Annotated in this window: 21 protein-coding genes; 10 read left to right on the forward strand and 11 right to left on the reverse strand. The window is 37.9% G+C overall.

What is annotated here, in order from left to right:
• Positions 1 to 793: 793 nt before the first annotated feature.
• The 3 genes from FFM51_RS02440 to serC are packed head-to-tail and all read right to left on the reverse strand — an operon-like array spanning position 794 to position 4,309.
• A complete protein-coding gene (locus tag FFM51_RS02440) occupies positions 794 to 2,035 on the reverse strand; it encodes a DUF1015 domain-containing protein (protein ID WP_137597082.1) in 1,242 nt (413 codons plus the stop codon).
• Positions 2,035 to 3,237, reverse strand: coding sequence for a phosphoglycerate dehydrogenase (locus tag FFM51_RS02445; RefSeq protein ID WP_137597083.1), 1,203 nt, complete (start codon positions 3,235 to 3,237; stop codon positions 2,035 to 2,037). Before FFM51_RS02445 ends, FFM51_RS02440 begins: the two co-directional genes overlap by 1 nt.
• A 1-nt stretch (position 3,238) precedes the next feature.
• Positions 3,239 to 4,309, reverse strand: coding sequence for a 3-phosphoserine/phosphohydroxythreonine transaminase (gene serC, locus FFM51_RS02450; RefSeq protein ID WP_137597084.1), 1,071 nt, complete (start codon positions 4,307 to 4,309; stop codon positions 3,239 to 3,241).
• Positions 4,310 to 4,980: 671 nt separating this feature from the next.
• Between serC and trpX the strand changes: the two genes are divergently transcribed.
• From trpX to FFM51_RS02465, 3 genes are read left to right on the forward strand one after another with little or no spacing between them, the layout of a single operon-like run.
• A complete protein-coding gene (trpX, locus tag FFM51_RS02455) occupies positions 4,981 to 5,973 on the forward strand; it encodes a tryptophan ABC transporter substrate-binding protein (RefSeq protein WP_137597085.1) in 993 nt (330 codons plus the stop codon).
• On the forward strand, positions 5,970 to 6,869 hold the full coding sequence (locus FFM51_RS02460; RefSeq protein ID WP_137597086.1) for an ABC transporter permease: 900 nt from the start codon (positions 5,970 to 5,972) through the stop codon (positions 6,867 to 6,869). The genes trpX and FFM51_RS02460 overlap by 4 nt, the downstream gene beginning before the upstream one ends.
• A complete protein-coding gene (locus tag FFM51_RS02465; protein ID WP_137597087.1) occupies positions 6,862 to 7,626 on the forward strand; it encodes an ABC transporter ATP-binding protein in 765 nt (254 codons plus the stop codon). Before FFM51_RS02460 ends, FFM51_RS02465 begins: the two co-directional genes overlap by 8 nt.
• A gap of 138 nt (positions 7,627 to 7,764) precedes the next feature.
• Here the strand turns inward: FFM51_RS02465 and FFM51_RS02470 are convergent, their stop codons facing one another.
• Entirely contained in the window at positions 7,765 to 8,640 is an 876-nt protein-coding gene (locus FFM51_RS02470; protein WP_349720518.1) for an NAD(P)-dependent oxidoreductase, read from the reverse strand.
• 103 nt (positions 8,641 to 8,743) lie between these two features.
• Between FFM51_RS02470 and FFM51_RS02475 the strand changes: the two genes are divergently transcribed.
• Positions 8,744 to 9,697 carry an aldo/keto reductase gene (locus FFM51_RS02475; protein WP_137597089.1) on the forward strand — a complete coding sequence of 318 codons (954 nt, stop codon included), beginning with the start codon at positions 8,744 to 8,746 and terminating at the stop codon, positions 9,695 to 9,697.
• Between the two features lie 101 nt (positions 9,698 to 9,798).
• Here FFM51_RS02475 and trxA read toward each other — a convergent pair whose 3' ends face one another.
• From trxA to FFM51_RS02490, 3 genes are read right to left on the reverse strand one after another with little or no spacing between them, the layout of a single operon-like run.
• Positions 9,799 to 10,125: a thioredoxin gene (trxA, locus tag FFM51_RS02480; protein ID WP_137597090.1), complete on the reverse strand. Its 327-nt coding sequence runs from the start codon at positions 10,123 to 10,125 to the stop codon at positions 9,799 to 9,801.
• Entirely contained in the window at positions 10,126 to 10,875 is a 750-nt protein-coding gene (locus tag FFM51_RS02485; protein ID WP_137597091.1) for a TerC family protein, read from the reverse strand.
• A gap of 60 nt (positions 10,876 to 10,935) precedes the next feature.
• Positions 10,936 to 11,814, reverse strand: coding sequence for an RluA family pseudouridine synthase (locus FFM51_RS02490; protein WP_137597092.1), 879 nt, complete (start codon positions 11,812 to 11,814; stop codon positions 10,936 to 10,938).
• Between the two features lie 41 nt (positions 11,815 to 11,855).
• Between FFM51_RS02490 and FFM51_RS02495 the strand changes: the two genes are divergently transcribed.
• Positions 11,856 to 12,842, forward strand: a complete 987-nt coding sequence (locus FFM51_RS02495; RefSeq protein WP_137597093.1) for a YdcF family protein — start codon at positions 11,856 to 11,858, stop codon at positions 12,840 to 12,842.
• On the opposite strand, the gene FFM51_RS02500 is transcribed toward FFM51_RS02495, so the two are convergent.
• Complete coding sequence (locus FFM51_RS02500; protein WP_137597094.1) at positions 12,819 to 13,796, reverse strand: choloylglycine hydrolase family protein; 978 nt, start codon at positions 13,794 to 13,796, stop codon at positions 12,819 to 12,821. The genes FFM51_RS02495 and FFM51_RS02500 overlap by 24 nt on opposite strands.
• Before the next feature lie 359 nt (positions 13,797 to 14,155).
• Here FFM51_RS02500 and FFM51_RS02505 point away from each other — a divergent pair, with 359 nt between their 5' ends.
• Positions 14,156 to 15,073 (forward strand): magnesium transporter CorA family protein, encoded by a 918-nt coding sequence (locus FFM51_RS02505; RefSeq protein WP_137597095.1) that lies wholly within the window; start codon positions 14,156 to 14,158, stop codon positions 15,071 to 15,073.
• A gap of 81 nt (positions 15,074 to 15,154) precedes the next feature.
• Here FFM51_RS02505 and FFM51_RS02510 read toward each other — a convergent pair whose 3' ends face one another.
• Both FFM51_RS02510 and FFM51_RS02515 read right to left on the reverse strand, forming a co-directional pair.
• Positions 15,155 to 15,586, reverse strand: coding sequence for a MerR family transcriptional regulator (locus FFM51_RS02510; RefSeq protein ID WP_137597096.1), 432 nt, complete (start codon positions 15,584 to 15,586; stop codon positions 15,155 to 15,157).
• Positions 15,587 to 15,599: 13 nt separating this feature from the next.
• Complete coding sequence (locus FFM51_RS02515; RefSeq protein WP_137597097.1) at positions 15,600 to 16,037, reverse strand: GNAT family N-acetyltransferase; 438 nt, start codon at positions 16,035 to 16,037, stop codon at positions 15,600 to 15,602.
• A 107-nt stretch (positions 16,038 to 16,144) separates the two neighbouring features.
• Here FFM51_RS02515 and FFM51_RS02520 point away from each other — a divergent pair, with 107 nt between their 5' ends.
• Positions 16,145 to 17,035: a VOC family protein gene (locus FFM51_RS02520; protein ID WP_137597098.1), complete on the forward strand. Its 891-nt coding sequence runs from the start codon at positions 16,145 to 16,147 to the stop codon at positions 17,033 to 17,035.
• Here FFM51_RS02520 and FFM51_RS02525 read toward each other — a convergent pair.
• Positions 17,032 to 17,688 carry a histidine phosphatase family protein gene (locus tag FFM51_RS02525; RefSeq protein WP_137597099.1) on the reverse strand — a complete coding sequence of 219 codons (657 nt, stop codon included), beginning with the start codon at positions 17,686 to 17,688 and terminating at the stop codon, positions 17,032 to 17,034. The genes FFM51_RS02520 and FFM51_RS02525 overlap by 4 nt on opposite strands.
• 137 nt (positions 17,689 to 17,825) lie before the next feature.
• Here FFM51_RS02525 and FFM51_RS02530 point away from each other — a divergent pair, with 137 nt between their 5' ends.
• The 3 genes from FFM51_RS02530 (at position 17,826) to FFM51_RS02540 (ending at position 21,222) form a co-directional block, all read left to right on the forward strand.
• Complete coding sequence (locus FFM51_RS02530) at positions 17,826 to 18,089, forward strand: hypothetical protein (RefSeq protein ID WP_137597100.1); 264 nt, start codon at positions 17,826 to 17,828, stop codon at positions 18,087 to 18,089.
• Between the two features lie 177 nt (positions 18,090 to 18,266).
• A complete protein-coding gene (locus tag FFM51_RS02535) occupies positions 18,267 to 20,399 on the forward strand; it encodes an LTA synthase family protein (RefSeq protein WP_137597101.1) in 2,133 nt (710 codons plus the stop codon).
• A gap of 157 nt (positions 20,400 to 20,556) precedes the next feature.
• The gene (locus tag FFM51_RS02540) at positions 20,557 to 21,222 is read left to right on the forward strand and encodes a hypothetical protein (RefSeq protein WP_137597102.1); all 666 of its coding nucleotides are present in this window, start codon (positions 20,557 to 20,559) and stop codon (positions 21,220 to 21,222) included.
• Positions 21,223 to 21,348 lie beyond the last annotated feature (126 nt).

The following is a 21,348-nucleotide window of genomic DNA, read 5'->3' on the forward strand; positions in this document are numbered from 1 at the left end:
TTTCAAATTAGAGTGTGATCGACCACGGTTAGCAGTTGGAGTGTAACGGGCAAAGGGAGCTTATGATTTGAACTTTAATCATGAGATCACTTTGCTTGTTACACGGAAACTGTTTTGGCCGAGAACACGTTTCAAATTAGAGTGCGATCTGAGGCACTCAGATGTCATAGACTAAGTTAGCAACGGTGATTGAATAATTGGTCTTAAATTATTTGGTCATCGTCGTTGGCTTATCCCTAGCTATCTGCCTCAGCAAGCACGTTGCAGCAACTTAAATCATTCTGATAGGCTCAATAAATGTGGCCAGTTAACATTGGTTGTTTTAAACTTACTATGTGTCATACAAAATCATCCTCTCTATGTAGCGCGATATGTGTTGTGAGTAGAAGTATTACTATGTTTAACTTGGAATTTGATGAAAAAAGCGTCCTTGCCGTAATTTTAATTACGACAAGGACGCTTTTGCGTGTTACCACCTTGAATTTATGACATACTCACATATGCCAACTCGACGGGTACTGTTATTAATACCTCGACATTATATTGGGTGTCTGCCCCTAATCTCTCGAAAAAGATTAACGTTTTAGACCATCTTTAATCACTAGGAACTTACATCTTCTCATCAACGATGCTTGCTGAAAAGTTCGCTAACAACTACTCCATCATCTAAGTTGCACGCTGTTCATCAAATTTGTTGACGCTAGTATACAAACTTATTTACCTGGTTGTCAACACTTTTTCTCATTTATTTTTAATTAACATTATTAAAAAGCTTTTTATCAACGTTTGTAAATTAATCTTTTTTTAATTTAGCTAAATCATGAATGAACAAGCCACTCAATAATTTAGGTTCAAACCAAGTCGACTTAGCCGGCATTAATTGATGAGCATCTGCCACTGCTAATAATTGCTCCATGGTAGTTGGATACATTGCAAATGCCACTGTATACTCCCCATCATCAACCAGCGACTGTAATTTTTCTAGTCCTTCAATACCGCCAACAAAATTAATTCTTTTATCATGAGCTATATCATGTAATCCAAAAACATCTTCTAAAATGTTGTGTTGTAAGGCAGAGACATCTAATCTTGCCACAGGATCGGCTTGATCCGGTTGTTCTAGCGGGTCTAAAGAAAACCATTGATTACTCCAATACATGCTGATTTGTCCTCGTCGACCAGGACGTTTAGCTTGGCCCATCACAGCAACATGGTATTTTCGTTCCAAAACTGCCAAGAAATTATCCGGAATTGGAACATTCACTACACGGTTATAGTCCCAAATCTTTAACTCACTTTGTGGAAACGCAATGGCTAAAAAATAATTAAATTCTGCATTTGGTCCCTCATTGGGAAATTCTCGACGCCTTTTTTGAGCTACTTTAACTGTTGAAGCAGCTCGATGGTGTCCGTCAGCAATATAGAATGCAGGCACTTGTGTAGCAAATATTTTTTCCAAGCGATTGAAGCTCTCTGGTAACTGCCAAACTTCATGTTGGACTCCAAAAAAAGCTGTGAATGATGCATCTGGCGTATTTTCATCACAAAAAGCTGTAATAGCGTCCATAATTTCATTTTGATCACGATAAGTCAGTAAAACGGGACTCGAATTAACATTTGTGACATCAATATGCTTAATCCGATCGGCTTCTTTGGCAGCTCGCGTCAATTCATGTTTTTTAATTAAATCATTTTCATAGTCTGCTGCACTTGCAGCACCCACAATTCCGATCTGCCGCTTTCCATTCAGCGTCATTGCGTAGGCATAGTATGAATTACGTTCATCTTTTTTTAACGTACCATCTTCAATCCAGTCAACTAAGGTCTGCCGAGCTTGCTGATAAACTCGATCATCGTAAGGATCAATTGAAGGATCAAGGTCTACTTCCGCTCGATCAATATGCACAAATGACAGTTTATTTTTAGCTGCATCACGAGCTTGCTGATCATCCAACACGTCATATGGTAGTGATGCCACTTGGTTCATTAATTCAAATGGTGGTCGAATGGCCTTAAACGGTTTAAATTTAACCATTATGCTTCCTCCTCGTCAGTTGGTTTGGCGATACCACGTACCCGAATAATTTCATTAATTGCGAGACATTTTTTTTCAAATTCCTGATAAAGTTCTTCATTCATTGGTGCATCTACATCAATCAAAGTGTAGGCAAAATCGTCTTTGGAAGCATTAATCATGTTAGCAATATTAATATTGAAATCTGCTAACACCGTTGTAATGCGGCCTAACATATTTGGCACGTTTTGATGTAAAAAAGTCAGACGATAGGGCGAATTAAATGGCATCCTTACCGCTGGATAATTTACAGAATGCTCAATTTCACCAGTTTCTAGGTACAACCGTAAAGTATTAGCAACCATTTCTGCGCAATTATCTTCTGCTTCTTGCGTCGTGCCACCTAAATGCGGTGTTACTACTACCTGATCGTGTTTTAATAACTCATCAGACGCAAAATCAGTCCAGTATTGTGCCAGATGCCCTACGTTTAGTGCTGCTAATACAGGTGCCTCCTCCACAATCCCGTTACGCGAATAATTCAGTAGGATCGCGTCTTTTTTCATCATCAAAAGTTCGTTGGCTCCAATAAGATTTTTATTTTGTTCATTGTATGGAATATGAATCGTCACATAATCACTTTGTGACAAAACTTCTTTCAACGTGGTAGCACGTTTGATGTCGCTAGTTACTTGCCAAGCATGCTCAACTGAAATATACGGATCATAACCAATGACATGCATTCCTAATTGCCGAGCAGTATCAGCAACCTTTGATCCAACTGCCCCTAGCCCAATAACTCCAATTGTTTTTCCGGATAGTTCAGTGCCACGATAATGATTTTTACCCGCTTCAGCTTGAAGTGTCACATCAGCTTCTTTTCCTGAAGATAAAGATTTTGTCCAAGCGATTGCTGGAATAACTGGTCTAGATGCTAAGATTAAGATCCCGATTATTAATTCCTTTACTGCATTTGCATTTGCCCCCGGTGCATTGAAAACAACGACACCATTTTCACTCGCCTTTTGTAGTGGAATATTATTAACCCCTGCCCCAGCACGACCAATTGCTAACAAACTAACTGGCAAAACGTTGCGATGTAAATTTTGGCTTCTAATTAATAGTGCATCAGGTTCTTGCACTCCATTGATACTGTATTTATTTTTTGGAAAAACGGCTAGTCCAACGTTTGAGATGACGTTGTAAGTTTTGATTGCAAACATATTAAAGTCCTCCATGATTTAATTCAAATTGTTGCATAAATTTAATTAAGGCCTGTACACCAGCATTAGGCATCGCATTGTAGAGACTAGCACGCATGCCGCCAACTAGTCTGTGTCCAGCCAACCCAATTAGTCCTTGCTCGTTAGCCTCAGAACTAAATTGATGGTCCAACTGATCGTTACCAGTGCTAAACACAATGTTCGTTAACGATCGTTCAGCAACGTTAACCGAATTATTAAAAATTGTTGAATTATCGATAAAGTCATATAACAAATTGGCTTGTGCCAAATTTTGTTGGTAAATGGCTGGGACGCCGCCAAATTCTTTGAGCCATTTAAATACCAAACCAGCAGCATAGATCGAGAAAACTGGTGGCGTATTTAACTCAGAATGCTTCTGATCTTCTAACCAATAATTCATAACATCAGATATCTTCGGGTGATTTGTCAACCGGTTACGCTTGACGATCACAACTGCCATTCCAGCCGGACCAATGTTTTTTTGCGCTCCCGCATAGACTAAATCAAATTGATTAATATCATACGGTTCTGCAAGAATATTCGACGACATGTCGGCAACTAATGGCCCGATATTGACTGGAACTTGATGATACGCTGTCCCTTCAATTGTGTTATTGGTAGTTAAGTGTATATAATCCAGCGGCATATCATTTAATGGTCTAATCTCAGGAAGTTGGCTTGTCATTTTGGATACTTCATCAACCGCTAATCCATTAATTTTGTTGGCTGCATCCATTGCTTTTTGCGCCCAATGACCGGAATTAATATAGGCAACGTGGTGATGATGATCAGTCATATTTAGCGGTACACTTGTAAACTGCAGGGTTGCTCCGCCATGCAAAAACAACACCGCATAACGATCATCAATTTGCATCAAATCGCGTAAACTATCTTCAGCCGCTTGTTGCATCTCGATATATTGCTGAGAGCGATGGCTAATTTCTAAAATGCTCATTTGACTACTGTTAAAAGACTTTAATTCTGTTTGGATTTGATCGAGCACCGCTGCTGGCAACACTCCTGGTCCTGCTGAAAAATTATATACCGTCATCTATGTGCCTCCCATTTCAATTATTTTCATCATACTGATTGAAAATAATTATGCAATCAATTTATTAATCAGTTTTATCTTTTTTGTGCTAGGAAGTTTGTTATAACAATGTTTATTCGTTATTAAAATTAAAAAATAAAAATATTTATTTTTTGACTTTACGATCTTAATTTTCGTTTAAAATATGGGATTTGACCGTACTATTGATGTACATAAATATTTTTATATTGTTTTAAGCGTTAAAATTAAAAATTCTTCATTGACAACTATCTTCTGTTTCAACTATACTTATGCACATTAAGACGACGTGGGAGATTAAGTCATATGAGCAAATTAACACAACAATTGAATAGCCGTTGGCAAAGCCGGTAATTCAGGTTATGTGTGTTCATCACAGATATGACCTGAGTTTTCAGATTATATCTGTGCCGACTTATTAAGTTTTGCGAGTCTGCATGGATTTTCCATTGCAGGCTTTTTCTTTTGGAGTTAAGAAGGAGTCCCTGTGATGGAGACTCCTTTTTGTTTTGGACCGTGTTGTTTTAACCAAACTTCTGGGCTAAGCCAATTGTCCATCATTCGCGAAACCAGCGAACAATGTACAATTATCTTAGCCTACGAAGTCGTATCGGTTAAAAAACACTCTAATTTGGATAAAGGTGGTAGTGATTATGAAACGTATGTATGCTTTTATAGCTATTATTTTGATTTTTCTCGGTTTTGCTTATTTTAAAGAGGGTGGCTTGGTTACCAAAGAAAAAACACCAACTGTTGGTATTTTAACCTTGATGCACCAGCCAGCTTTGGATCAAATTCATAAGGGTGTGGTTGCCGGGTTAGCCAAAGAGGGCTACCACGACGGTAAAAACATCAAAATTGATTATCAAAATGCTCAGGGTGACCAAAGTAATTTGAAAACAATGAGTTCTAAGCTCGTCAACAATAACTCAAATGTGTTGGTTGGAATCACAACTCCGGCTGCACAGGCATTGGCCAACACGACAACCAAAATTCCAATTGTCTTAGGCGCTGTAACAGATCCTAAGTCTGCTGGATTGGTCAAAGATAATAAGCACCCCGGGGGTAATATTTCTGGAGTCTCTGACCAAGCTCCATTGGAAGAACAATTAGAGTTAATTCAGTCCTTCATGCCGAATCTAAAAACGCTTGGCATCATCTACACGTCAAGTGATAACTCGGCAGTGACTGAAGAAAAGAAATTCGTACAATTATGCAAAGAAAAACACGTTAATCTAAAAACGTACTCAATTTCAAATAGTAATGATCTTAATCAAGTATCACAGGAAATGATGACTCAAGTGGATGCAGTTTTTGTTCCAACCGACAATACCATTGCTGGTGCCATGCAGACATTAGTTAAAAATGCGGATGCTGCGCGCAAGCCCATCTTCCCTACTGTTGATACAATGGTAAAAGATGGTGGTGTTGCAACATACAGCGTCAATCAATACAAATTAGGCGTTCAAAGCGGCGAGTTAGCTGGACAAATTCTTAAAGGGAAAAAGAAAACAGCTACCACACCAATTCAATATATTCGCCATGGTGAGCCAACTTTAAATTTGAAACAAGCCCGTAAATTAGGTTTACACATACCAGCATCATTCTTACGGGATGCACAAAAAAATGGGGAGGTCTTCAAATGAATTTAATTGTCTCAGCAATCGGTCAAGGACTATTATGGGCTATCCTTGGACTAGGTTTATTTTTAACTTTTAGAATTTTAGATTTTCCTGATATGACCGTTGAAGGTACCTTTCCTTTAGGTGCTGCCGTCGCTGTAACTGCAATCGTTCACGGAATGTCACCATTAATGGCTACCTTCCTTGCTTTTCTAGCAGGAATGGTTGCGGGCCTGATTACTGGACTGCTATACACTAAAGGCAAAATTCCAATTCTTCTTGCTGGAATTTTAACGATGACCGCAGCTTACTCAATTAATTTGCGAATCATGGGTAAATCAAACACTTCGCTGTTAGGTCAAAAAACACTCCTTAAAACAAAGTTTTTATCAAGTCTACCGACTTATTTTGATAGTGTCTTTTTAGGAATGCTGATCATTGCTATTATCACTATTATCTTAATTTTCTTTCTTCAGACTGATTTAGGTCAAGCTTTTATCGCCACTGGGGATAATGAAAAAATGGCCAAATCACTTGGAATCCACACCGATAACATGAAAAACATGGGATTAATGGTTTCCAACGGAATGGTGGGTATCTGTGGTGCCCTAATTGCGCAGAGTAACGGCTATGCGGATATTAATATGGGAATTGGTACTATCGTGATTGCGCTAGCCTCCATCATTATCGGTGAAGTCGTCTTTGGTGAATTAACATTAAACCAACGATTAGTAGCGGTCACATTAGGAAGTATTATTTACCGTTTGATTTTACTAGCAGTTTTGCAGTTAGGATTCAGTGCCAACGATCTAAATGTGCTTTCATCAATTGTCTTAGCACTATGCATGATGTTGCCACAATTCAAAAAAGCCCTACACTTAGACCATATTTTATCAAAGGGGGTTAGGGTTGATGACTAAACCAATTTTGGCATTAAAAAATATTGTAACCCTAGTTAACAAGGGTACATCCAGTGAAACTGAAATCCTAAAAAATTTAAATCTAACGATTAACGATGGTGATTTCATCACTATTGTTGGCGCTAATGGGGCTGGTAAGTCAACCTTATTTAACGTAATTGGTGGTAACCTACCTGTCGATTCTGGTGAAATACTGCTACACGATCAAGATATTACAACCCAAAATGAAGAGGAACGGACTAAATTTTTAAGTCGTGTTTTTCAAGATCCTAAATTGGGTACAGCACCACGAATGACTGTTGCGGAAAATCTGCTTTTGGCCCAAAAGCGTGGGGAAAGACGACTTTTAAAACCACGTCAACTAAAACAAAATATGGCTGAATTTACTGCACTAGCATCCACCATGAACAATGGTCTGGAACAAAGAATGAACACTGCCACTGGAAACCTGTCTGGTGGTCAACGTCAGGCATTGAGTTTCTTAATGGCCACATTAAAACGTCCAGATGTAATTTTACTAGACGAACACACAGCAGCACTAGATCCAAGAACCAGTCAAGAATTATTACACGCAACCAACAAACGCATTAATGAGGATCATCTAACAGCATTAATGATCACCCATCACCTTGAAGATGCCCTAAAATATGGCAATCGATTAGTAGTATTAGACGACGGCAAAATTAAAGCTGACTTCAAGGGTGTAGAAAAAGAGCAACTGACAACGGATCGGCTGTATGAGTATTTTGAGCTATAGAATCCGCGTTTAAAAGTTAGAATGTAGAAAAATAGTATGACCGAATTCGGTCATACTATTTTTATGTTACATGAAAATTTTTGTGGCTGTGAGCACGTTTCAAAATAACATGCAAAACAATGGCAATTCAGCAATAAACTAACTTTCCCACCACAACTTAACCAGTGCCTGTGTTCCATCATTTCCCAAATTACGTTGATCAACCAACTGTTCATATAGCTGTTTAGCTTGATTGGTAGCCGGTAAATTTAAGTTCATCTTATCAGCCTCATCTAACGCGATCCGCAAATCCTTCAAAAAATGCTTAGCAAAAAATCCAGGGGTATAGTCGCCTTTCAGGATACGCGGAACATAATTTGCCATGCTCCAATTAGCTGCGCCACCAGAATTTAACGTTTCTAACACAGTTGGCAAATCTAATTTAGCTGCCCTAGCGTAGACCAGCATTTCTGTTAATCCCGTCATCGTTCCAGCAATCATAATTTGATTGGCCATTTTAGCATGCTGGCCCGCACCATAAGATCCGAAATAATTAACCCTTTGTCCCACCTGTTTAAAAAGCGGCACCAATTTGTCAAATGCGGTCTTGTTACCGCCTACCATAATTGTTAAAGTGGCATTTTTGGCGCCAATATCCCCTCCAGATACCGGGGCATCCAAAGCTAATAGTCCATTTTTATCGGTATAAGCACCGATTTTAATTGCTAGCGATGGTGTGCTAGTTGTCATATCAACTATTAGCTGACCAGGCTCTGCTACACTAAAGATTCCCTGGTTCCCAAAATAAACTTCCTCAACATCTTGTGGATAACCAACCATTGTGAAGACAACCTCATTATTGACCGTAGCTTTAGCTGGTGTATCAGCCCAATGAGCTCCATTGTTTAACACATTATCCGCTTTGCTTTTAGTTCGATTATAAACCGTCAGTTCATGTCCTGCGGTTAACAAGTTATTAATAATTCCAGTTCCCATGACGCCAGTTCCGATAAATCCGATTTTCATTTTGGCCAGCTCCTTTTCTTTGCAGCATCTCTCACTCACGCCATTATCCTACCACGAAAAGAAGAAAGAGTGCTAAACTTGAGGCGATAATAATTTTAAGGAGATGGCAAGTTTGAAAACAATTAAGCTCGGTGAAAGTGGCATCAATGCTTCTCAAATCGCACTAGGAATCATGCGTATGGGCTCATTAAGTGTCGCAGACGCAACTAAAGTAATCGAAACAACCTACAATGCAGGCGTCAATTTTTATGACGCTGCAGATATCTATCTTAACGGGAACTCAGAAAAAACATTCGGTGCAGCTTTGAAACAAGCTTCATTTTCACGCGATGATATTTATATTCAATCTAAAGGCGGCATTGTATTAGACCCTAAGCGTAGCACCGGCGACCTGGTTTTCGGTCAACGATACGATTTTTCTAAACAACACTTATTAGAAGCTATCGATGGTATTTTAGAACGTTTAGATATTGATTATTTGGATTCATTTTTGTTGCATCGTCCCGATCCACTGATGGAACCCGAGCAAATCGCTGATGCATTCAATGAATTGCAGGCTAGTGGTAAAGTTCGTCACTTCGGTGTTTCCAATTTTAACGCTAGTCAAATTAACGTCTTGCAAAATACTCTAAATCAAAAATTGATTGTCGATCAACTGCAGTTTGGCGTAATGCATACTGGAATGGTTGACAGCGGTATTCATGTAAATATGACTGATCCAGATAGTGTTGATCATGATAGCGGTTTGCTAGAGTATTTACGATTCCATAAGATGAATATTCAAGCTTGGTCTCCTTATCAGTATGGAATGTTCGAAGGAACATTTATTGATAATCCCAAGTTCCCTGAATTGAATGCTAAATTACAAGAAGTTGCTGATAAATATCATGTCACTAAAAATGGTATTGCAACCGCTTGGATCACTAGAATGCCACACAACATTCAAGTACTGCTAGGATCAATGAATCCACAACATTTACAGGAAAGCATTGCTGGTGCCGAAGTTAAACTGGATAAACAAGAATGGTATGACATTTACTTTGCAGCGGGACATACATTACCATAGACAAAAACTAGATTCTCTCGACTTCATTATATTAACTTTAACTCTAAAATAGTAGAAGCTGAGAACGATTCTGATTAGAATCGTTCTCAGCTTCTACTATTTTAGTTTGTGTACTGTTCTAACTTTTTATCTAAATATTTACTTAGCTTGGCCTTCGGATAGACTCCCGTTACTTTTTCCTTGGCAATCCCGTCATTAAATACCACTAAACTAGGGACACTCATTACCTTGCAACTCATTGCAATTTCTTGACTCTCGTCAACGTTAAATTTTACAAATTTGATTTGTTCGCCATACTCTTGTTCGAGCTGTTCTAATACTGGTTCTGTCATTTTACATGATGCACACCAAGGCGCCCAAAAATCGACCAGAGTTAATTGTCCCTTTGTCGTTTCATCAAAATTTTCTTTCGTCGCAATCACTGCCATTTAGTTTTTTCCTCGCTTCAATCCACTTCGTATCCAGTGCACCACAAACGTCAGTACAAACATTACTACAATAAAAATTCCAAATGCACCCGATGATATTTCAATATCAATCATTGGAATCGTCAAAAATAATTTAACCGCAATCAGCCCAATTAGTAAGTAGGCCATGGGCTCTAGTTCAGGAATTCGATGCATCAATCGCATAATTACTTCCGCAACACCACGCATGCACAAGATTCCAATCAAGCCACCAATTAAAACAATGACCGGATTACTTGAAATAGCTAATGAAGCTAACACTGAATCAACAGAGAAAACAATATCCATTAGCTCAATTTGGATCACAACTGACCAAAACAAAGACAGAAACCTTTTTTTAGGCATCCGAATGATCTTTTTCGGTCGGCCTCCATTAATTTTATGGTAGAAAAATCGGACTGATAAATAAAGTAGATACAAGGCACCAACCACTTTAATCACCCAAAAATTAATTAGGTAGGTCCCAATTCCAATAATTAAAAATCTGAAAATATACGCACCCCAAATACCATAAAAAAGAGACTTCTCTTGTTCCTTTTTATCAGGCAAAGCACGCGTTTGGGCTGCTAATACAATTGCATTATCAACCGACAATAAACATTCAATCATGACCAAGGAAAAGATAACTAGCCAGTCATTTCCTGACTCAATTACTGTGGCCCAGTTATGTAAATCAAAAAAAGGACCATACAGGTTTTCTAAAAGTGACAATAATTTTCCTCCAATATTGTAAACAATCGGTTCTCCACCAAAAAACCATTCTACTACAAATTATTTAAAATAGTCTGGAATTGGCGCATTAATTTTTATTTTTGTCTGTTCAAATGGCAAAATTAGTTGTAACGAGGCTGCATGCAGCAACATTTTTTCATTGGTAATACTAGAATACAATGGGTCACCAATAATTGAATGTCCAATTCCTGCCAGATGAACTCGCAATTGGTGTGTCCTGCCCGTCCCTAATTCCAATTTAACCAGCGTTTTATCATCCTGTTTTCTGATAACCTGATAGGATGTCAACGCTGGTTGTGCTTGTGGTCCTGCAATCATTCGCTTACGTTTATCCAGTGGATCACGTCCAATTGGTAAATTAATTTGACCTTGTAATTGATCAAATGTCCCTGCTACCCAAGCAAAATAATCCCGTGATATTTGTTTTGTGCTAATTAGTCGATCTAAAATTGGTACCACCACCGGGCTTTTAGCAACAATTATTGCACCACTCGTCTGTTGATCGATTCGATGAACCATGTAAGGAGCAGAACCACTTTGCAATAAATAACTAGCTACAAAATTCATTAATGTTCCGCGTTCCAGTGGTTGATTCGGATGCGTTTTAACTCCAGCAGGTTTGTTAACCACCAATAGATGCTCATTTTCAAATAACACTTCAACTTTGGTATTACCGTCCTTAAGATAATTTGATTGGCTAGTTCTAAAGTCACTCGCTAAAAAATTCATGCTAATCAAATCGCCAGCATTTGCGGTATAATTCATGGGTAAATATTTATGATTGACCATTACATCTTGCCGCACGCGTAAAAAATGCACAACTCGATGTGGCAACAACCATTGCTGTTCTAATAAACTACGTAAATTACACGGCTGAAAATTAGGTCTCAGTTGATTTGTAACCTGCCAAGTTTTCATTAATACTTACTCACTTTCTAGCTCTGAAAGGAACACTTCTCATGTCCATTAGCTTGTTTGCTTTACTTTTAATTGGAATATTATTTTTCATAATCACAATAACTCAGTCGTCGCTACAAAGTACAGGTTATTTAGCAACCGGATTACTATGTTTGGTAACATTAATCGGACTATCTAACTTCCGTTCATTAGCAGTCACCGTTATAGTTTTTATTATTTTAACTCTGATTATTTGGCTTAGTCGTGGTTTGAGCGAACTGATCAAGCAAACACCAGAGCTATTTTTACGACTAAGCCTTAACTTTAAATTAACACTGATCGGAGCAACTTTATGGCTAGTAATTTGCTTTTTAATCATTCTGTTAATTATGTTCAGGCCAACTTTACCAATCGGCTTGCAACTATTTGGTACCATGCCTATCTATTTCATCTTGACACTATTAGCCTACTACCTTAATTCATGGTTATTACTAAGAACTAGTAATTTCGCATCCCAAAATCAAGTTTTATTGATTTTGGGTGCAGGGTTAACTAATGGTACACAGCCAGGAACTGAACTTAAACGGCGTCTTGACAAGGCGATCGAACTAAATCAAATTAACAATAACAATCCCTTAATTATCGTTGCAGGCGGTCAAGGACCAGACGAACGGCAGACAGAAGCCGCCGCCATGAAACAATATTTAGTCACACACGCCGTTAATACTGAACAAATTGTAATGGAAAATCAGTCACGTAATACCTGGGAAAACTTGGTTAATAGTCAACAACTGATTAACCAAAAATTTAACTACCAACCCACAGTAACAGTAATTTCAAGCCACTACCATTTATTACGTGTCTGCCTTTACGCACGCAAACTAAACTTTGCGATTCAGCCAGTAGGCGTGAAAAGCGCCAGCCAACTTTATGTAAGTTCATCAATTCGTGAATGGATAAGCATTTTGCTAATGCATCCATATCAGCATTGTACATTCGCAATAATCTTCACACTTATAGTTAACTCAGTTCAAATTATTAACAGTTAATTCGTCAGTAACTGAATATATTCGTGGCTGAGTCCATGTCAACATTTCTGGTTTCAATTGAAGTTTAGTAATCTCACCACGATTATACGACTGAAAGTAATAACTTCGACTTTCAGCAACTGTTGCTGCTCGATAAACCGAAAATGTTTGTTGGTGAGCAGAATTTCGAGGAACACTTACACTTTCTAATAGATGCCAACTGGAAATAATCGCCGATTGCTCGTCAATCGGCTGATCGGCTCGCTCTTTAAAATAAGCTGCTCGAATAAATCGTGCTCCCGGAGAATATGAACCAGGTGGAATTGCTTTACCAGATAAGTTACCGGTAGTCACTTTAGGAGTATTCAAGGCTACCTGTCCTTTCTTAAATGCTGGTGTAAAATCAACATACTTTTCTAAGCGTTCTAACTGGCGTTCAAAATGAGGACTATTAGTAACGATTCCCAGTGGATTTTCAATGATTCGCATGGGATCTTGGGTTGGCTCGATAATGACAATTCGTCCAGTTGCGTCAACTAGTGAAAAGTGCAATTCTGGCTTGCCATACTTCCAATCACTAAATTTTTCGGACATCAATTCCACTTCATCAATGTGATTTTCTAACTCCAACACTGATTTAAAATTACCCAACACCCAAAAAATGAACTCAAACGGTGCTAGCTGTGTTTTCTCCGGATCACGCTCATCAACTAATTTTGCTCCGTTCGCAAATGTTAGTTTTTGTGCGCAAAGGCCGAACTCATTTACGCCGTCAGAAACATCGATCCGGCCTCGTCTCATACTACCACCACCGATTAGTGCGTATTTATTTTGATATGTGCGATGGTCAAACACAGTTTGCCACTTAAAATCACGGGGAACAAATAACGGTGAATTTTCCAGTGTGGGCCAATCCATTGTTCGTGATAAAACATGCACACCATTTTTAGCGATTTGTAAAATACTTGTACACATAATTCAAGCCTCCTCGCGCCTTAACTTTGCATCCAATCTAGCACATATTTTTATTAAAAGCACCTATTTACTTTCAATCAAGCCTTTACAGACTGAATAACAAAGTGTTTACTTTATGTATCCAACCTTTACTGGAAAAACTAGTTAGTCACTTAAGACTGCAATATTCCCTAATACATCAATTATAACCTGATTCATTGTTCATATCTTTATTGACTGAATGTGCTCGTGCCACCAGATGGCTAGGGATAAACATGAAACACCAATCAATTAATCACAGCCCGATTCATTAATTGGTGTTTCATGCTTAGCCTACGACATCTTAACGGTGTCACTCGCACTCTTTTGAAGGAGAAACCATGCTTAAAGTACAACCAATTAATACTAAAAATCAATGGATTCGGGTTCATCAGCCTGATGATCAAGATCGTAAACAACTAGTTGATGAATTTGAAGTCACCACGGAGATGCTAAATTATGCTATTGATCCCGATGAACGGGCTCGAGTAGAGTCCGATGACAATGCTAACATTACATTGCTTATATTTGATGTGTTTGTTGCCGATATGAATAGTTCCAAACCTCAGACCGCCCCAATCGGAATCATGTTTACCGCCAACAATTTAATCACTTTTACCAACGAGCAAACTAAATTTGTTACTGATTTGATCAGTCAACAAATAGATCGAAAAGATCGCGACATTGAACAAACTGAAGCTGTCGATATTGTTTTACCTGTCTTGTATCAACTAGCTACTGCTTATTTTGCTCCGATCCGTTCCGCCGATCGCCAACGACTAAAAATCCAGCAATCATTAGAAAAAAGAACTGAACGTTCCGCAATAGCCTCGTTCATGAACTTAGAAACTGGACTAGTTTACATCGTAACTTCACTGAATACCGATTCTGCCTTGTTACAGGAACTCCGCCGTCGCTCCAGCAATCTATCTCAACCTCAGCTAGAGCTTCTTGACGATGTTATTATCGAAGCAAAGCAAGGTCTTGAAATGGCTCAGACCACCTCTGACATTATCGAACGCGTTTCTAATGCATATTCTAAAGTGCTCGATAGCAATTTAAACAATACCATGCGATTTTTAACCGTTTATTCGATTATTTTGACAGTTCCGGCAATCGTATTCGGATTTTTCGGGCAAAACGTTCATTTACCATTTACAAAATCGCCAATTGGATGGGAGTTGACACTGATCGTCACTCTAGTCTTAATCATTATCACTAGTTGGTTATTATTAGGGCGCGGATTTAAACGAAAGTAGCTTTATTAACATACTTAAACAAACCAAAAGATCGGCAACATAAGCAAATTGCTCATGTTGCCGATCTTTTTAATTTTATTTTTAGGTAGCATCACGAATTTCATACCTAATTTTACCGTCTTCATTGAAACCATACAAAACTTTACCTTGAGCTTGATCAAAGTAACCTAAGTTAACTGCTCGTTTGCCATCAATCGTTTCTAATCCTTGAAATGAATTTCTAAAAAAATTATGGAACCACAATGCATCTTTAATGGTGGCGCCACTTTTTTCATTCGCCACTGATAATTTATAACCTTCGTCTAAGTAACGTTTTATTAAGGTAACTTTAATATACATCCGAAAATCAAACACGCGGGCTTCTTGGTCAGCATCCCGATCATTAGCAGCAATAAATTTCTTTTGCTCCCAATAACGTAATTGCCGCGTTGAAACACCTGTCATTTTGCTCAACTCTCCAATTTGAAACCGTAGTTTAGATATATCAACTATGTTGGGAATTTTGTTTGCCATTAAATCGACTCCTTCATCGAATAACGAGTTCCATGTGACGGTGTAAAATACCAGCCTCTGTAAAAACAGTCCCAACCGCCTGAAATCCTAAATGCTCATAAAATTCAATCGCCGTGATTTGGCCATCTAAGACAATTTTTTTGATACTATCAATTTGACGTGCTTGTGTAACAATCGCTTTAATTAATTGACCGGCGTAGCCATGATTACGAGCATTTTTACTTGTAGCTACCCGCTGCAGTTTCCATTCCTGCAAATGCTCTCGTACCCGGACAGTCGCTACGGGCTTATTATCAACATAGCCTACAAAATGATGTGCACCACGCTCATGGTGGTCGCGTTCCAATTTTTCCGGTACATGTTGTTCTTGAACAAAAACGGCCATTCGAATCCGGAACGCATCATCAAAAATAGGACTAGTAATATCCGTTGTTTCTTTAATTTCCATCATTTAATTAGTTCCTTATCTTATTTGTTATATTTACCTAAACGATTTACGTGCAAATTAATGATATTACCATTATACTACCCATTAAAACGAGATTGAGGTGCAATGGCATGAAAATTCATCACATTTCAAATTTAGCTGCTAATGCTAACACTAATCAACATTTTTATACCAGTATTTTAGGCCTGCGGCTAGTTAAAAACACAGTTAACCAAGAAAATTTTCGAATTAGGCACCTATTCTACGGTGATTACGAAGGTACTCCGGGTACTGTAATTACTTTCTTTGTTGTTCCATTATTAGGTCGACGAACTGATGGTAATCACTTTATTGGTGGAATGACACTAGCAATCCCTGAAGGTTCTATCGATTGGTGGCATGATTGGTTAGTCGCTCATCAACTCGAAGTTAGCATTGATAACGGCCAACTCAGCTTTACTGATCCTGATCAGATGAAGATCGTTTTGGCACAAACAGATACCATTTTGCCAGTTAATCGACAAGTTCCTAATAATAAAGTCCCTGGAAAATACCAAATTACTGGGATTCTAGGCACTAACTGGTCCGGCCCTAACACCGCCTTAACTAGCAACTTTTTCCATCGATTCATTAATGCTGCGACTAACCAACAAAATAAAATTGTTTTGTCTGATGACCAATTTATCCAATTAGTACAAGCACCTGCAGATGCCGGTCGCACTCGTTTTGGCCGTGGTAGCATTGATCATTTAGCGCTTCAAGTTAATGATGAAATAGAGTTATTTGATTTTTGGCAACTGGCTGTTTCTCAAGGTTGGCAACTTGAAATGTATCGCGATCGAACTTGGTTTAAAAGCATTTATTTGCGTGACCCAAGTGATAATCGACTTGAACTAGCAACACTATCTCCAGGATTTTCAGTTGATGAACCACTAGCAAATTTAGGCGAAAAACTAACTTTACCTCAGTGGTTAGAACCAAAACGTGCTGAGATTGAAGCAGAGTTAGCCAAACAATCCTAATGATTATAGAATTCCACTTCGACATTTTGATCCGTTAAAATCATTTTAGTCACACTACCATTACTTGGACGAACTGATAAATCATATTTATCACCAGCAAACCTTTCCATCATGCTTAATAATGTATTACCATGACTGATTAATAACACATTATCACCATTATGCAGATTTTGATTAGCCCGAATTAACTGAAATCCTTGGTCCAATCTGTGCCAATATTCATTGTTGTTTTCAGCATCGTGAAAGGGATCTGCTTCTTTAAGAAAATCTTTGGCCTTACCGATTGAATATTTAGCCACAATCTGTTTGAAGGTTGGCACCCCATGTGGTGCACCTGCTACATACCACGCTTCATCCATATTAGTTCCTTCATAATAGCCATAGAATTCTTCCCTAAAAAACGGGGTTGATCTTCCCTGTTTAATTGAGCTTGCTTGATTTAAGTTTAGAATCGTCTGAGCTGTTTGTTGCGCTCTGGTTGTGTCACTACAGTACGCATCGGCAAATTTAATATTTGCCAACTTCTCGCCAGCATCATTGGCATCACTGATTCCCTTATCAGTTAATGGCGAGTTACTCCACCCTTGTAATTTGTTATAAATATTATAATAGGTCTGCCCGTGTCGAACCACATATAAGTTTATTTTTGTCATTTTAGTTGCTCCTCTCATCGTGTTATTGACCAAACTGAGTGCTTTTTTATACCTTAACGCAAGTATTAGATTTAAACCACAAATTCTTCATAGTCATTCGCTATGCTTGTTACAATCTAGAAAAGCAGGTGACCTATATGAACTTAATCGAAAACACAACTCAACATTCAGGCAACATTGTCGCTGCTAAAATTATTGCAATGACCCAAAAATTAATTACAGTTGTTACCCAAGACGGTCAATATTTGACTGTTCCGATTACTAATCAAGAACGTAAAGACAATTTGTTTATTGCTTCGATTAAAGATATCTGGCACGCCGGAATATGGATTCCAGTTAACCGTAAGTTTCACCGACTGTTGCAATATGATTGGTTAGCCAATCCAGCCGTGAACTCTTAACTTTTCATTATTCTTGAGCCACATCAGTTCCTACCTCTCAATTTATGATAAAATGTTGATATTTGATGAATCAATTTTGATCTAATAGTAATTTAGATTAATTGATCAATTTTAAATTAACTGTAAAAGTACAACTGTTGTATTTTTAATCCTATTGAGACTGTGAGGAACACTGAAATGAAGAAGCTAGGTGCAATGAAGGATACTAGAATGGGACTATTTACTATTCTAGTATTCCTTTTTTGGCTCAAAACACTCTTCGCCTATTTTGTTGATTTTAAATTAGGTGCTAGTGGTATTTTTCAATATCTAATTTTACTAATCAACCCACTGGCAACATCTATCTTTTTGTTTGGAATTGCCTTTTATTTTAAGCGTTCCAGATTCTTCTACCCTGTTTTGGGCGGAATGTATATTGCTAACACTGTATTACTGTATCTAAACGTGATTTATTTCCGTGAATTCACCGACTTCATGACTGTGGCCACTATGACTGGTTACTCAAAAGTTAACCAAGGACTCAGTGGCAGTTCACTAGCCCTGACTGACGTTCATGATATTTTATATTGGATTGATATTGTCATTATTATTGCGTTGATGTTATTTCGGAAAATTAAGTTTGATCCACGAAGTGTCAATCATCGTATGGCCTTCTCATTGACTTCAATTGCCCTTGTTTTATTTGGCATTAATCTTTCATTGGGTGAAATGGATCGGCCGCAATTATTGACCAGAACTTTTGATAGAACTTATATTGTGAAATATATTGGACTTGATGCATTTACAGTCTATGACGGGTTAAAGTCGCAGCACACCAATAATTTGCGAGCCAGTGCCACTAAGTCACAACTAAAAGAAGTCAAAAAATTTACTGATCAACATTACGCGAGTCCTAAAAAAAGCATGTACGGTATTGCTAAAGGACGGAATGTCTTTGTAATTCATTTGGAAAGTTTCCAGCAATTTTTAATTGATAAGAAAATTAATGGTCAGGAAGTAACGCCATTTTTAAATTCGATCTACCACGGAAACAATACCTATGCGTTTGACAACTTTTTCCACCAAGTTGGCCAAGGTAAAACCAGTGATGCTGAAAACATGCTTGAAACCAGCACTTATGGTCTTTCCCAAGGATCATTATTTGCCACATTGGGGAGCGACAATACCTTCCAGGCAGCACCCGCTATCTTAAATCAGCGAGCCAACTACAGTAGTGCCGTCTTCCATGGTAATGTTGCTAGTTTCTGGAACCGAAATAATGTTTATAAGAATATGGGTTATCAATACTTCTATGATGCTAGCTACTACGATACTTCTGGTGATAAATCAACCGGCTATGGGTTAAAGGATAAATTGCTGTTTAATGACTCTATCAAGTATCTGCAACGACTACAACAACCGTTTTACGCCAAATACATCACCGTCACAAATCACTTCCCATATGATTTAGATTCCGAAGACACTGATCCAAATTTCAAAACCGTTGATACTGGTACTACTGCAGTCGACAACTATTTCGTAACTGCTCATTACCTGGACCAATCATTACAAGAGTTTTTTACCTACCTCAAAAAAACCGGATTGTATGATAATTCAATGTTTGTAATTTATGGTGATCATTACGGAATTTCGGATTCAGAAAACAAAAAATTGGCAACTGTATTGGGTAAGAGTGCTGATAATTGGACTGATTTTGATGATGCACAGTTACAACGGGTACCATTAATGTTCTTAATTCCTAATTCCGGCAATAACGGCAAAATTTACCATCAGTATGGTGGTGAAATTGACGTACTCCCCACATTAATGCATTTACTAGGAATTAGTTCTAAACGTTATATTCAATTTGGAACTGACTTGTTCTCTAGTCAACATGATCAGGTTGTTGCTTTTAGAAATCAGGACTTTGTGACCCCTAAGTACACTAGTATTTCTGACGTAATTTATAGTAACAGTACTGGCAAGGTTGTGCACCCAACTGGTAAGGTAAAAAAACAGCTTGCTAAAGATGAGAAAAAAGTTTCGACCGAACTAGATCTATCAGATTCATTGAATGAAAAAAATTTGTTACGTTTCTATCATCCAAAAGGTTTCAAATCAGTAGATCCATCTGATTACAATTATTCCAACGGTTTAGATCAAGCAATTGATATTGAAAAGAAACTTAAATCTAAATCAACCAGCTTATATTCTAAGAACGGTAACAAGAGTACCACTGACGAATACAGTACTGACGCACCAGAATTAAATCACTCATCAACAGATTCCAACAGAATTAAGATTACCAATCCAGATGATAATAAAAACTAACGTATGACAAAAGAATCTGCAAGCTCGGTTGAAACCCACCCTGTACTTGCAGATTCTTTGTTTGGCCTTTTTCTCTAGCCTTAGCCTACCAAACCTTTTCATCTTTTAGTCCGTGTGGCATAATGGATATCGATTATTATTTTAAGGGAGTTTAATTATGTATATCGTCAATGATCGTGATCGTATCCTAAATGTTACTATTACTGTACTTTTGTTTATTGTTATCTGCTCCCTTATAACAACCAATTCACCTATTTTGATGACCTTTGATGTTCTCATTCAAGACTTTGTTTTAGGACTTAGTTTTAACCATCCCATTTTGAATCACATTCTTTCATTCTTGGGACATCCAGCAATAACTTGGTTATATATATTTATAATGTGGTTTCTGCTATGGGGATTCAAACATAAATTAATTTCATTTTGGTTGGTCTGCACGTACGTGACTGGTGAGGTTTTATTTTTAATCCTGCGAAAATTAGTATCTCGGGCATTGCCAACTGGACACTCTAAAACATTGACAATAAGTTCATTTCCAAACCACCATGTTTTTTCATTAACTTTAGTTTTTATGCTAATTTATATTTGTGCGGTACCATTCGTTAAGCACCGCTGGCGTAGTTGGTTAATCATCATAGCTTTGTGGCTAATCATTTTTTTATTAGCCATTGCCCGTATCCAGTTACGAGATAGCTATCCCTTCGATGCCATTGGCAGTATCCTACTTGCTTACAGTTGGGTAGAAATTTGGGAGTTAATTTACTTAAATTTTTTTGGTAAGCTAACAACCACAAGATTATTTCGCCATTCTGATTACAATTAAAAGAACGGTGATAATCGCGCTTATAAATTGTAATGTAAACATAAAAAACGGGTCTTCGTCAAATAGTATTGGTGAATATCTCGATATCGGAACACCCTTTTGGGTGTTCTTTTATTTTACAATTAA

The sequence above is a fragment of the Paucilactobacillus kaifaensis genome (genome assembly GCF_005405145.1).
Classification (GTDB): Bacteria; Bacillota; Bacilli; order Lactobacillales; family Lactobacillaceae; genus Paucilactobacillus; species Paucilactobacillus kaifaensis.

Bases quoted from the DNA above. Each gene is read 5' to 3' on its own strand.
- FFM51_RS02440 (WP_137597082.1), bottom strand. From the start codon at position 2,035: ATGGTTAAATTTAAACCGTTTAAGGCCATTCGACCACCATTTGAATTA.
- FFM51_RS02445 (WP_137597083.1), bottom strand. From the start codon at position 3,237: ATGTTTGCAATCAAAACTTACAACGTCATCTCAAACGTTGGACTAGCC.
- serC (WP_137597084.1), bottom strand. From the start codon at position 4,309: ATGACGGTATATAATTTTTCAGCAGGACCAGGAGTGTTGCCAGCAGCG.
- trpX (WP_137597085.1), top strand. From the start codon at position 4,981: ATGAAACGTATGTATGCTTTTATAGCTATTATTTTGATTTTTCTCGGT.
- FFM51_RS02460 (WP_137597086.1), top strand. From the start codon at position 5,970: ATGAATTTAATTGTCTCAGCAATCGGTCAAGGACTATTATGGGCTATC.
- FFM51_RS02465 (WP_137597087.1), top strand. From the start codon at position 6,862: ATGACTAAACCAATTTTGGCATTAAAAAATATTGTAACCCTAGTTAAC.
- trxA (WP_137597090.1), bottom strand. From the start codon at position 10,125: ATGGCAGTGATTGCGACGAAAGAAAATTTTGATGAAACGACAAAGGGA.
- FFM51_RS02490 (WP_137597092.1), bottom strand. From the start codon at position 11,814: ATGAAAACTTGGCAGGTTACAAATCAACTGAGACCTAATTTTCAGCCG.
- FFM51_RS02495 (WP_137597093.1), top strand. From the start codon at position 11,856: ATGTCCATTAGCTTGTTTGCTTTACTTTTAATTGGAATATTATTTTTC.
- FFM51_RS02500 (WP_137597094.1), bottom strand. From the start codon at position 13,796: ATGTGTACAAGTATTTTACAAATCGCTAAAAATGGTGTGCATGTTTTA.
- FFM51_RS02505 (WP_137597095.1), top strand. From the start codon at position 14,156: ATGCTTAAAGTACAACCAATTAATACTAAAAATCAATGGATTCGGGTT.
- FFM51_RS02510 (WP_137597096.1), bottom strand. From the start codon at position 15,586: ATGGCAAACAAAATTCCCAACATAGTTGATATATCTAAACTACGGTTT.
- FFM51_RS02515 (WP_137597097.1), bottom strand. From the start codon at position 16,037: ATGATGGAAATTAAAGAAACAACGGATATTACTAGTCCTATTTTTGAT.
- FFM51_RS02520 (WP_137597098.1), top strand. From the start codon at position 16,145: ATGAAAATTCATCACATTTCAAATTTAGCTGCTAATGCTAACACTAAT.
- FFM51_RS02525 (WP_137597099.1), bottom strand. From the start codon at position 17,688: ATGACAAAAATAAACTTATATGTGGTTCGACACGGGCAGACCTATTAT.
- FFM51_RS02530 (WP_137597100.1), top strand. From the start codon at position 17,826: ATGAACTTAATCGAAAACACAACTCAACATTCAGGCAACATTGTCGCT.
- FFM51_RS02535 (WP_137597101.1), top strand. From the start codon at position 18,267: ATGAAGAAGCTAGGTGCAATGAAGGATACTAGAATGGGACTATTTACT.
- FFM51_RS02540 (WP_137597102.1), top strand. From the start codon at position 20,557: ATGTATATCGTCAATGATCGTGATCGTATCCTAAATGTTACTATTACT.